At 69.0% G+C, this 12,228-nt stretch carries 9 protein-coding genes; 7 read left to right on the plus strand and 2 right to left on the minus strand.

The genetic code is table 11. The features are described from left to right. The first annotated feature begins 26 nt into the window (after nt 1-26). On the plus strand, nt 27-2,984 hold the full coding sequence (locus tag KF709_05245) for a protein kinase (protein ID MBX3173794.1): 2,958 nt from the start codon (nt 27-29) through the stop codon (nt 2,982-2,984). A gap of 21 nt (nt 2,985-3,005) precedes the next feature. Here KF709_05245 and KF709_05250 read toward each other — a convergent pair whose 3' ends face one another. Next, nucleotides 3,006-3,896 carry a hydroxymethylglutaryl-CoA lyase gene (locus KF709_05250; GenBank protein MBX3173795.1) on the minus strand — a complete coding sequence of 297 codons (891 nt, stop codon included), beginning with the start codon at nt 3,894-3,896 and terminating at the stop codon, nt 3,006-3,008. Between the two features lie 66 nt (nt 3,897-3,962). Here KF709_05250 and KF709_05255 point away from each other — a divergent pair, with 66 nt between their 5' ends. The 6 genes from KF709_05255 to KF709_05280 are packed head-to-tail and all read left to right on the plus strand — an operon-like array spanning nt 3,963 to nt 10,876. Then, a complete protein-coding gene (locus KF709_05255) occupies nt 3,963-4,460 on the plus strand; it encodes a VOC family protein (protein MBX3173796.1) in 498 nt (165 codons plus the stop codon). Beyond that, complete coding sequence (locus KF709_05260; protein ID MBX3173797.1) at nt 4,457-5,410, plus strand: hypothetical protein; 954 nt, start codon at nt 4,457-4,459, stop codon at nt 5,408-5,410. The genes KF709_05255 and KF709_05260 overlap by 4 nt, the downstream gene beginning before the upstream one ends. A 12-nt stretch (nt 5,411-5,422) precedes the next feature. Then, a complete protein-coding gene (locus KF709_05265; GenBank protein ID MBX3173798.1) occupies nt 5,423-7,174 on the plus strand; it encodes an amidohydrolase in 1,752 nt (583 codons plus the stop codon). Further along, nucleotides 7,171-8,544 (plus strand): hypothetical protein, encoded by a 1,374-nt coding sequence (locus tag KF709_05270; GenBank protein ID MBX3173799.1) that lies wholly within the window; start codon nt 7,171-7,173, stop codon nt 8,542-8,544. The genes KF709_05265 and KF709_05270 overlap by 4 nt, the downstream gene beginning before the upstream one ends. Then, nucleotides 8,514-9,701 (plus strand): divalent metal cation transporter, encoded by a 1,188-nt coding sequence (locus tag KF709_05275; protein ID MBX3173800.1) that lies wholly within the window; start codon nt 8,514-8,516, stop codon nt 9,699-9,701. The genes KF709_05270 and KF709_05275 overlap by 31 nt, the downstream gene beginning before the upstream one ends. 29 nt (nt 9,702-9,730) lie before the next feature. Further along, a complete protein-coding gene (locus KF709_05280; GenBank protein MBX3173801.1) occupies nt 9,731-10,876 on the plus strand; it encodes an aminotransferase class I/II-fold pyridoxal phosphate-dependent enzyme in 1,146 nt (381 codons plus the stop codon). A gap of 25 nt (nt 10,877-10,901) precedes the next feature. On the opposite strand, the gene KF709_05285 is transcribed toward KF709_05280, so the two are convergent. Then, nucleotides 10,902-12,221, minus strand: coding sequence for a cation:proton antiporter (locus tag KF709_05285; GenBank protein MBX3173802.1), 1,320 nt, complete (start codon nt 12,219-12,221; stop codon nt 10,902-10,904). Between the last annotated feature and the right edge of the window lie 7 nt (nt 12,222-12,228).

Raw genomic sequence — 12,228 nt, forward strand, 5'->3', positions numbered from 1 at the left:
GGGAAACCACCTTATCCGTGCCCCCCGTGTCCGACGCCATCCGTGACCGCCTCGCCGCCACCCTGAGCGGCACCCACACCATCGAGCGTGAGCTCGGCGGCGGCGGGATGGCGCGCGTGTTCCTAGCCACGGAGCGCTCGCTCGGACGGCAAGTCGTCATCAAGACGCTGCCTGACGAGGCCTGGACGCCTGCCACCGCGCAGCGCTTCCATCGCGAGATCCTCACCGCAGCGCAGCTCCAGCACGCCAACATCGTCCCGGTGCTCTCGGCTGGCGAGACGGACGGGCTGCCGTACTTCCTGATGCCCTGGGTGGACGGCGCCTCGCTGCGCGAGCGGATGGCCCGCGGCCCGGTGCCGCTGCAGGAAGCCGTCGCCATCCTGCGCGACGTCGCCCGCGCACTCGCCGCCGCACACGCGCGCAATGTCGTGCACCGCGACATCAAGCCCGAGAACATCCTGCTCTCGGCTGGCGCGGCCGTGGTCACCGACTTCGGCGTCGCGAAGGCCATCACGCTGGCGACTCAGGGTTCGATGACCAGCTCGGCGATGACGGCCGTCGGCACCACACTCGGCACGCTCGCCTATATGGCGCCGGAGCAGATTGCCGGGGACCCGAGCCTCGACCATCGCGCGGACCTCTACGCCTGGGGCATGGTCGCGTACGAGCTGCTCGCGGGGCAGCGTCCGTTTGCGGACCTTGCGAACGTCGCGCTGACGCAGGCGCAGATGGTGAAGATGCCCGAGCCGCTGGGCAAGCTGGCGCCGACGGTGCCGCCTGCGCTGGCGCAGCTGGTGATGCAGTGCCTCGCGAAGGAAGCCAGCAAGCGGCCCGCCGACGCCACTGCGTTGCTCGCCGTGCTCGACTCGCCGTCGGGCGAGGCGCTGGCGGCAATGCGGCCGTCCGCCAAGGGAAGATGGATCGCCGCCGCGGTCGTCGTCGTGGCCGGCATCGCCGGCTGGCTCACGCTGGGCCGCGGCCCGGCCACCGACGAGCGCGTCATCGCGGTGGCACCGTTTCGCGTCGGCGGCGCGGCGCCGGACGCGCAGTACCTACGCGAGGGCTTGGCCGACCTCATGGTGCCGCAGCTCGCGGTCCTGCCGGAGCTGTCGACCGCAAGCATGCGCGTGGTGCTGGATCGCTGGAAGCGTACAGCCGGCAGCGCGGACGCCGACCTCGACGACGCCGGTGCCCTACGCGTGGCCCGTGATGCCGGCGCCGGCCAGCTGATTCTCGGCGACCTCATCGGCACCGCGGACCGCCTTACCGTGTCCGCACGCTTGCTCCGCTCCCGCGACGGCAAGGAACTCGCCCAGACGCAGGTGACCGGATCGTCGGACAGCCTCGCGGTGCTGGCGACGCGCGTGGTGACCGCCTTGATGTCCGTGCGCGACGGCGTGACGACAGAGCGCATCCGCAGCGTCCTCAGTGCCTCGTCGGCCGCCATCGCACCGTATCTGCGAGGAGAGCAGCTGTTCCGCCGCGGCCGCTACGCCGACGCCCGCAATGCCTTCCATGAAGCGTGGCAGGCGGATTCGACGATGGCGATTGCCGCGTTGCGCATCAGCTTCACCAATGGCTGGACCCTCAACAACATCCTGCCGGGCCCCTGGCTCCAGCGGGCGTGGGCGCATCGCGACAGGCTGGTGGGCACCGACTCCCTGCTGCTCATCTCACAGCTCGGCATCAACTATCCCGAGCCAACGCCGCGCCGTGCGCACGTGGCCGCGCTCGAGCGCATGGCCCAGCGCGCGAACTCCGCCGAGCTCTGGTATGCGTACGGCGACCTCGTCGTCCACAACGGCATGATGCTCGGCATCGACGACTTCTGGGAGCGCGCTCTGGACGCCTTCCGGCGGGCCGAGGCCATCGACTCCTCGTTCATCGGGGCGCTGGAGCACCAGCCGCAGGGCTATGCCACGCTCGGGGACATCGCCGCCGCGCGGGCCGCCCTGCAGCGACAGGCGCGCGTCGACTCGCTCGGCGACTGGTATCCCGTCAGTCAGGTCGTGGTGGAGTTCGCCGACGGCACGGTGCCGGAGCAGATGCAGGCCCTGCGTCGCGCGGCGGTGAAACGCCCGGTCATCGTGCAGGGATTCGGACTCGACCTCGCCGCGTCGGATGGCGGGTACAACTGGCCGCCGAACCTTGTGCTGCTGGACTCCATCGACGCCTTCGCGCGCGCGACGCTCTCGCCGGACGCGTACCGCAATCAGTTCGGTGCGGGTCTGCAGTATGCGCTCCGGAACACGGGGCAGTTGAAGCGCCTGCGCGCGATGGGAAGCCCGCCCGCGTACATGTCCGATTTTGCGACCAACTTCCCAGCCGAGCACGGCGAGGCAATCGCCGCCGCGTTGTTCTGGGGCGACGACAGCCTGGCAGCACAGCGGGCAGCCACGCGGCTGGAGAGCGAACTGCCACGGCTTGACGCGGCTTCCCGTATCGAGGCGCAGGCATTGCTCGGCCTCTGGGCGATTGCCCAGCGCGACACACCCGCAGCGCAGCAGCGGCTTCGCGAACTCGAGACCAGCGCAGGCAACTCGTCCGACGCCGCCCTGCGCCAGCGCGCGGGGGCGCTCGCTGCCGCCGTGCAGCTTCCGCTTGCCGTGGAGCGCGGGGACAACGACCTCGCCGCACGGCTCGCACTCGCCGATTCACTGCTGATCGACGTGCCTGGCATCAGCCGGGAGTCCCGCACCATTGGCAACTTCGTGCTCGCCACAGCCTATGAGCGTGCCGGACGTTCACAGGACGCGCTGCGCGTGATGCGGCGCCGCGACTACCAGCTGGCCTACGCATTCCTCGCCTCGGAACGCCTCTATCGCATCGGCCAGCTCGCGGAAGAGACGGGGAACGTCGACGAGGCGATCAGCGCGCTCCGCAACTTCGTCGCGATGCGCGAACGGGCGGACCCACAGTTCCAGCCGCAGGTGCAGCAGGCCCGCGATCGCCTCGCGCGCCTCGAGAGACAGGCGAAGCGCTAGGGCTGGCCCCACCGATGATGGCTAGCTCGGCTCCGCCGGATGCGCCTCACTCGAAGCCAACACCCCGCGAATGAACGCCCCCGCGGCCGTGAGCGCCGTGAGATCCACGCCGGTCACATACCCCTGCGCCAGCAACCTCGCGAGCACCGCCTCTGTCGCCACGTTGCCCGTCGCGCCCGGCGCGTACGGGCAGCCGCCCAACCCCGCCGCGCTGGCGTCGATGCTGCGCACGCCGAGCGCCAGGCAGGACTCGAGGTTCGCCAATGCGCGTCCGTACGTGTCGTGGAAGTGGGCGTTGACGCGCGACGCGTCGGTCAGTCTGAGCACGCCCTCGAACACGCGCGTCACCTGCTCGGGGTGCCCGACGCCGATGGTGTCCGCAATCGACAGCTCGTCCACGCCCAACTCGAGGAGCGCGGACGCCACGCGCGCCACCGCCTCCGGCGCAATGTCGCCCTCGTAAGGGCAACCCAGCGCACAGGACACCGTGCCACGCACATGCAGGCCGGCTGCCTTGGCCTGCATCACCACCGGTTGAAACCGTTCCAGTGACTCCGCGATCGAACAGTTGATGTTCCGCTGCGAGAAAGTCTCGCTCGCCGCCCCGAACACAACGATGCCGTCGGGCTTGGTCGGCAAGGCACGATCCAGACCGCGCGCGTTGGGCACAAGCACCGTGTAGCGCGTGCCCGCACGCCGCGTGATCCCCGCCATCACGTGCTCGGCGTCCGCCAACTGCGGAATCGCCCTCGGCGACACGAAGCTCGTCACTTCGATCACCGGCACGCCGGCCGCGGAGAGCCGGTCCACCAACTCGACCTTTGCTATCGTCGGCACGACAGCCTTCTCGTTCTGAAGGCCGTCGCGCGGAGAGACGTCGACGATGGTGACGCGGTTGGATGCGGGAGTCACGGAAGCCAGTCGCGGATTGGTTGCCCAGCGAAGCATAATGCAGTCACCCGCGCCTTCGGAGTCTCCGTGTCGTCCGCCACTTCGTATACCGTCCCGGCAAGCACCGCTATTGGCCACGTCCACCTCAAGGTCGCGGACCTGCAGCGCGCCCTCGCCTTCTATCAAGGCGTGCTCGGCTTCGAGCTCAAGCAGCTGTACGGCAACCAGGCGGCCTTCGTCTCGGCCGGCGGCTACCACCACCACATCGGACTCAACACCTGGGAGAGCGCCGGAGGCTCGCCGCCGCCGCGCGGCAGCACCGGGCTCTACCACACGGCGATTCTCTATCCGACGCGCCGCGACCTCGCCGTCGCCGTGCGCCGCGTGCTCGACGCCGGCATTCCGCTCAGTGGCGCCTCGGACCACGGCGTCTCCGAGGCGATCTATCTCGATGACCCCGACGGCAACGGCGTCGAGCTCTATGTGGACCGTCCGGAATCCGAGTGGCCGCGCGACGCCAATGGCCAGCTGGCGATGGGCTCGCAGCGGCTCGACCTCGCCGCACTGCTGAAACTGGCCGAGTGACCACCAAGGCCCGCCAGGCGACCGCGCTGCTCGACAGAATGCCGAGCGGCTTCACGACGCGTTTCGCGCCGGCACCCACGGGCCATCTGCATCTCGGTCACCTCGTCAACGCGATCTGGGTCTGGGGCCTCGCCGCGGCTCGCGGCGGCCGCGTGCTGTTACGCATCGAGGACCACGACCGCGGCCGCTGCCGACCCGAGTTCGAGCGCAGCATCCTCGACGACCTCGACTGGCTCGGCCTGGTGCCTGACGCCGCGGGCACCGACGACTTTCGCCGGGGCCCGACTCCGCATCGCCAGAGCGACAACCTCGCCCGCTACGAGGCCGTACTGCGAGAACTCGAGGCCGAGGGGCGCGCGTATCCCTGCATCTGCTCGCGCACGGAGATCGCCCGCGCCAACGCCGAGATGGGGCAGCCCGACCGCGCGGGACAGGAGCAGCGATATCCCGGCAGCTGTCGCGACCGCGGGCTCGGCGCAGACGTCACGCTCGCGCGGCGGCTTGTCGTGCGCGAGAGCAACCTCGAGGAGTTCAAAGACCTGCGGCTCGGACCGCAGGCGCAGGATCCGCCCTCGCAGTGCGGCGACGTGCTGCTGCGCGACCGCGCTGGCAACTTCACGTATCAGTTCGCCGTCGTCGTGGATGACTTCGACCAAGGCGTGAATGTCGTTATCCGCGGCGAGGACCTGCTCGACTCGACCGGCCGTCAGCTGCGCATTGCCAAACTGATCGGCCGCCCGGCGCCACCGCGCTTCCTGCACCATCCACTCGTACTGCACCCCGACGGTAGCAAGCTGAGCAAGTCGGCCGGTGACACCGGCATCGGCGAGCTCCGAAGCAACGGCGCGAGCGCTGCTGAGTTGTTGGGGCGGGCCGCCGGACTTGCCGGACTCGGACACGACGGCCTGCCCATTCACGCGCAAGACCTCGCCGGACTGTTCGCTCGATAACAGATTCTGGGGATGCCGACCCCTATCCTTCGCGCCGCGCTCGCGCTGCTGGCGCTCGCGGCCCCGCTCGCCGCGCAGGAAGCCGACCTGATCCTCACCGACGGCCGCATCTGGACCGGGGACTCCCTGCAGCCCTACGCCGCAGCCGTCGCCATCCGCGACGGAAAGTTCATCGCCGTCGGCTCGAACGCGCAGGCGCTGGCGCACCGCACCGCCAACTCGCGCGTCGTCTCGCTCGGTGGCCGCTTCGCCACCCCGGGCTTCATCGACAACCACACGCACTTCAACAGCGCCGGTGCCCTGTTGCTCGGCGTGAACCTGCTCGACGTGAGCGATGCGCGCGCCTTCGCCGAACGGGTGAAAGGTGCGCGGGACCGACTACCCGCGGACGCCTGGATCACCGGCGGTGACTGGGGCGCCTACGAGGACTGGGCAGCCAACAGCGCTGGTGCTACCGACGCGCAGCGCCGCGCGCGCTTCAGTCCGGACCGCGGCGTCATCGACAGTCTCACGCCGCGCAGTCCGGCGCTACTCCAGCGCTGGGACCGCTCGGCGTACCTCGCCAACGGCGCCGCGCTCACGGCCTCCGGTCTCAGCTGTGCAACGCCCGTCGAGGGCCTCGAATGCCTGCGCGGCAACGCCACCGGCCGCGTGAGTGGCGCGGCTTTGGCCCGCGTGCGCGCCGCCATCCCGCCCAAGTCGTTCGACCAACGCCTGCGCGAGGCCCGCGTCGCGCTCCAACATCTCAATGAGCTTGGCGTCACGGGCATCCACGACATCACGCCGCGCGAGATGTTTCCCGTCTACCACGAGCTCAAGCGCCGCGGCGAGCTCACCGTGCGCGTCTACGCCCGACCCACGCTCGACAAGTGGGACGAGCTCACGGCCGTCGGCCTGCCCCACGGCTTCGGCGACGACATGCTGCGCATCGGTGGCCTGAAGGGCTTCGTCGACGGCATCCAAGGCAACTCCACCGCGCGCTTCTACGAGCCGCAGCTGCACTCCGGCCTCCGCGGCAGTTGGCGCGACTCCACCAACACGGCCGCCACCAGCGGCGCCGGCTCAGGCATGGAGCCCGCTGGCAACATGCTCCGCAATCTCGACGGCGCCGACCGCGCAGGCCTCTGGCCTCAGGTCCACGCCATCGGTGACGAGGCGATCGACACGCTGCTCACGCTCTACGAGCAAGTGATGCGCGAGAACCCCGCCCGCGAGCGACGCTTCCGCATCATCCATTCGCAGGTACTCCGCGGTCCCGAAGTCGCCCAGCGCTACGCACGGCTCGGGGTGATCGCCGAGGTGCAGCCGTATCACGCGATCGATGACATGCGCTGGATGGAAGAGCGCATCGGTGAACGCGCGCGCTGGGCGTATGCCTTCCGCACGCTGCACGACGCCGGCGTCACGCTGACCTTCGGCTCCGACTGGCCCGGCACGAATGCCTCGTGGTATACGGCGAACCCAATGCAGATCCTCTACGCCGCCGTCACGCGCGAGACCTTGGACGGCAGCCCCAGCGGCGGCTGGTTCCCGCAGGAAAAGCTGGACCTCGAGACCTCGCTGCGCGCCTACACGGTGAACAACGCCTGGGCCGAGGGTGAGGAGGATCGCAAGGGACGCGTAATGGTCGGCTTCCTCGCCGATCTCACGGTCGTCGAGCGCGACCTCTTCGCCATTCCGCCCACGCAGCTCAAGGATGTGAAGGCGCTGCTGACCGTTGTGGACGGTCGCATCGTGTACGCCGCCGCGCCCTTCGCGCGGTGACCCTCGCGCTCGGCGCACTCGCCGGCTTTCTCGTCCTGCAGGTCGCGATCGGCGTTTGGGTCTCACGCCGCATCGCGACCGAGGACGACTATCTCGTCGGTGGGCGGCGGTTCGGCTACACGCTGGCCACCTTCTCGATCTTCGCCACCTGGTTCGGCGCGGAGACAATGATTGGCTCCGCTGGCGAGGTTTACAGCGGCGGGCTTTCGCTGGCCTCGGCCGAACCGTTCGGCTACGCGCTCTGCTTGATCTTGATGGGCGCCCTGCTCGCGAAGCCGCTGTGGAATCGCGGGCTGACTACCTTGGCGGACCTGTACCGCGCGCGCTTCGGCGTCGGCGTGGAACGCCTGGCTGCCATTGTGCTCATCCCGACGTCGGTGCTCTGGGCGGCGGCGCAGGTGCGCGCCTTTGGATCGGTCATCGCGCTGGTCGGCGACATCAATCTCACGGTCGGCATCGGTGTGGCCGCGGTGTTCACGATTGCCTACACGACGTTCGGTGGCCTGCTGGCCGACGCCGTCACCGACGTCCTGCAGGGCGTGGTGCTTGTGACCGGCCTCTTGCTGCTGCTCGTGCTCGTGATCGTACGCGTGGGCGGAGCCGGGGCGGCGCTCGACGCGCTGGCCGCCGGTGGCGGCATCAACCTCACACCGGCTGACGCCGGCCCCTGGTATGCAACGCTTGAGGCCTGGGCGATTCCCGTCTGCGGCTCGCTGGTCGCCACGGAGGTCGTCGGCCGCGTCATCGCCGCGCGCAACCCAACCGTGGCACAGCGCTCAAGCATCGGCGCCGGCGTGCTCTACCTCGCCGTCGGCTGCATCCCTGTGCTGATCGCATTGCTGGCGGGTGGCTTCGTGGGCGAACTCGCGGACGCCGAGCAAGTGTTGCCCACCGTGGCACGAGAGCTGTTGTCGCCGCTCGCATTTGCGATCTTCGCCGGCGGACTGGTCTCGGCGATTCTCTCCACCGTGGACTCCACCTTGCTCGTGGCCTCCGGCCTGCTCAGCCACAACCTGCTCGTGCCCTGGCTCGGCGTCAGCACCGATCGCGGCAAGGTGCGCCTGGCCCGCGCCGGTGTGATTGGTTTCGGCATCCTGGCCTACGCGCTGGCCGCAACAGCAAGCGGCGTGCTTGGACTAGTCGAACAGGCGTCGGCATTCGGCAGCGCCGGCATCCTTGTCACGACGCTCTTTGCGTTGTTCACCACCCTCGGTTCGCCGCGCACGGCAGCGCTGACGCTGATCGCTGCGTTGCTGTCCTATGTTGGCGGCGTGATTGCCGGCATCCCCACGCCGTTCCTTGCCTCGCTCGCCCTTGCCCTCCTGACCTGGACCATTGGATGCGTGACGGACTCCGCGGCGTCCTCGTAGGCGCCGCCTTCCTGATGGCGACCTCGGCCGTGGGGCCGGGGTTCCTCACGCAGACGGCCGTGTTTACCGAACGTCTCGGCGCGAGCTTCGGCTTCGCAATCGTCGTCGCCGCGGTGATCGACCTCGTGGCGCAACTGAACATCTGGCGCGTACTCGCCGTCACGGGGCGCCGGGCACAGGACGTGGCGAATGACGTCGCGCCAGGACTTGGTACGCTGCTCGCCGTGCTTGTCGCACTCGGCGGGCTTGCCTTCAACATCGGCAACCTCGCCGGTGCGGGCCTTGGGCTCAACGTGGTCTTCGACCTTCCGGTTGCCGCGGGTGCGGCGATCAGCGCGGTCGTCGCGATTGTCGTCTTCGTCGCGAAGGAAGCGGGTCGCGCAATGGACCGTTTTGCGCTCTTCCTCGGCCTCGTGCTGGTAGTGCTCACGTGGTATGTGGCCGCGGCGGCGCAGCCGCCCGTGGCCGAGGCACTGCAGCGCAGCATCGTGCCGGAGCGCATCGACCTGCTCGCCATCGTGACGATCGTCGGTGGTACGGTGGGTGGTTACATCACTTTTGCGGGCGCGCACCGCCTGATCGACGCTGGCGTCGCAGGGCGCGAGCACCTCGGCAAGGTCACGGGCTCCGCGCTCTGGGCCATCGGCGTGGCGACCTTGATGCGCTGTGTGCTCTTCCTGGCGGCGCTCGCCATCGTGCACCGAGGCATCGCGCTGGATCCCGCCAACCCGCCGGCGAGCGTGTTTCGCCACGCCACCGGCGAGATTGGATATCGCATCTTTGGCGTGGTGATGTGGAGTGCGGCCATCACCTCGGTGGTCGGAGCCGCGTACACCTCGGTGAGCTTCCTTCGCGGTCTGCACGCCAGCGTGTCCGCGCAGTGGACCCGCTACGTGATCGGCTTCATCGCACTTTCGGCGATGGGCTTCCTCATCATCGGACGGCCGGTGCGCACCTTGGTCCTCGTCGGCGCACTCAACGGCCTCATCCTTCCGCTTGCGCTCGGCACGATGGTCATCGCCGCACGCCGCGCCGCCGTGGTCGGCGACTACCGGCACCCGACCTGGCTCAGCGTCAGCGGGGCATTGGTCGCGCTGGGCATGGCGGCCGCCGGGGCCCTTGTCCTCTGGCGTGACGTCCCGGCCCTGATGCGGTAGCTTCTCCCCACCCCTCCACCGGAGCCCCGATGTCCGTCTCCCGTCGCTCATTCGTCCGCGCCCTCGGTTTCGGCGGCGCCGGAGTGCTCACCGCGCCGAGTTGGGTCTCGGCCCGCGGGTACGAAGCCGCCACCGCGAACCCCGCCGATGCAGCGTTTCTTGAGGAGCAGGGCGCGCTCATCCGTTTGATGAGCAACGAGAATCCGTACGGGCCGGCGCCGGCCGCCATCCGCGCCATGCAAGCGTCGGTCCGCGAGGCCGCGTGGTATCCGGCGTCGATGGAGACGCGGGTCGTCGAGGCGATCTCCAAGGTCAACAACGTCCCCGCCGAGCGCATCATGCTGGGCTCCGGATCGGGCGAGATCCTGCAGCTCGCCGTGCAGACGTTCTGCTCGCCGAGCAAGCACCTCGTGGCTGCACACCCGACCTTCGAGACCTGCGGCGCCGTCGCCCGACTGATGGGCTACCCCGTGCGCGAGGTCCCGCTCGACAGCGAGCAGCGCATTGACCTGGACGGCATGCTCAAGCAGGTGAAGGGTGCCGGGTTGGTCTTCCTCTGCAATCCGAACAACCCGACCGCCCACGTGCACGGCAAGGCGGCGGTCGAAAACTTCGTGCGCGCCGCGTTGGCCGCCGATCCCGAAGTCATCATCCTTGTCGACGAGGCATACCACGAGTTTGTCGATGACCCGGCCTACGCCTCGATGCTCCCGCACGTCGCGACCGAGTCGCGGATCATCGTCTCGCGCACCTTCTCCAAGATCTACGGCCTCGCCGGCATGCGCATCGGCTACGCCTTCGGCCAGCCGGCGACGCTCGGCCGCATGACGCCACGCCGTGTGCCGAACGGCGTCGGGGCGCTTGCGCAGGTCGCCGCGGTCGCGGCGCTCGCTGACACACAGCGGATGCACGAGCAGCAGGCGCAGAATCGTGAGGCCCGCGCGTACACGGTGAAGTGGTTCAGCGAGCGCGGCTACAAGGTGGTGCCCTCGCAGGCGAACTTCCTGATGGTCAACATCCGGCGCGACACGCGGGAGTTCCGCGATGCCTGTCAGCGGCTCGGCGTCCTGGTCGGTCGTCCTTTCCCGCCGCTGACGTCGTTCTCGCGCATCTCGATCGGCACGATGGACGAGATGCAGCGCGCGACGGCAGTCTTCGCGCGCGTGCTCGGCTGAGCACGCGTCACCGCCTGCGGATGCCCTAGCCTTGGGGCGCCGCGGGCGGTGACGGCGGCGCTGCAGGCGCCGGCACCGTCGCGATGCCAGAGCGCGGCGTGCCGCGGCCCGGCTCCTCCGGTGCGACTTCCGGGAACGCGCGAAGCGCCCGACCGAACACCGGTCCGAAGACCCGACCATCGCGAATCGACACGAGCATCGCCGTCAGCGTGATGCTCACCAAGACGATTGCGTAGACGCCCGCCTGGATCTCCTCCGCACCGGCGATCCCGCGCTCCAGCGGAAGGCCGGCCAACACGGCCGCGGCCAGTCCCTTGGGAATCATCACCGACACCACGGCGGCGTCGCTGCGCGAGATGGTGCGTGGCACCAGCAGCGGTAGCATGAACAGCCGCGCGCCCGTGAGGATCAGCATCAGCGCCAACGCCAGTCCGAAAATCTTGGCATCGCTGAAACGCATCGAGATGCCGAGGTACACGAAGAAGAAGGTCTTCAGCAGGAAGACGATCTCCTTGTAGAAGTCCGACTCAACCGGCGTCACGCCTGAGAAGCCGCGACCCTTGAAGAGCTTGGAGAGCCCGAAGTACTCGTGGTTCGATAGCGTGATGCCGTAGGCCAGCACGGCAATCGCACCGGCGAAGCCCAGCAGCTCGGCGAAGCCATAGAGCACGAACGCCGAGGCCAACGTCGTGAAAATCGTGGTCGGGAACTGCCGCACCTTCTCCCAGATCAACAGCCAACCGATGCCGCCGGCCACGCCGATCACCGCCGCGAACACCAGGGCCGACAGCGTCTGCCCCAGCATCAGGCCCACGTTCACCTCGCCCTGCAGCGCCGCGTTGAGCAGCGCGAAGGTGAACACGATGCTCGTCACGTCCGTCACCGCGGACTCGAGAATCATCACCGTGCCGGCGCGCTCCTTCACCTTGAGCACCTTCACCATCGGGATCACGACGGCCGCCGAGGTGCCGGAGGCGATCGTGCCGAGGATAAACGCGCTGATCCAGGGCATCTCCAGCAGCACACCCGCCAGCACGCCGACCACGCCGATCGTGAGGAAGGACGTCGCCAGCGTCACCTGCAGCGTGCTGCGCGCCGAGCGCACGATGCTGCCGATGTTGAGCGTGGTACCGCTTTCGAAGAGGATCACTGCCAGCGCGACGGTGGTGAGCACGCTGCCCACCTGACCAAACGACTCCGGCGTCGTCCACTCGAGCAGCGGCCCGACCACGATGCCGATGATCATCAGCACCAACACGTCCGGGACCCGCGACCGGTCGAACGTGTTCGACAGGAAGTGGGCCAGGAAGTACAGCAGGCCTAGGACGAGGATGATGCTGGCCACAGCGCTC

The organism is Gemmatimonadaceae bacterium (assembly GCA_019637445.1).
Taxonomy (GTDB): Bacteria; Gemmatimonadota; Gemmatimonadetes; order Gemmatimonadales; family Gemmatimonadaceae; genus Pseudogemmatithrix.

Excerpts from the sequence above, each read along its gene's own strand:
- KF709_05275 (MBX3173800.1), top strand. The coding sequence starts at position 8,514 with ATGCGTGACGGACTCCGCGGCGTCCTCGTAGGCGCCGCCTTCCTGATG.
- KF709_05280 (MBX3173801.1), top strand. The coding sequence starts at position 9,731 with ATGTCCGTCTCCCGTCGCTCATTCGTCCGCGCCCTCGGTTTCGGCGGC.
- KF709_05265 (MBX3173798.1), top strand. The coding sequence starts at position 5,423 with ATGCCGACCCCTATCCTTCGCGCCGCGCTCGCGCTGCTGGCGCTCGCG.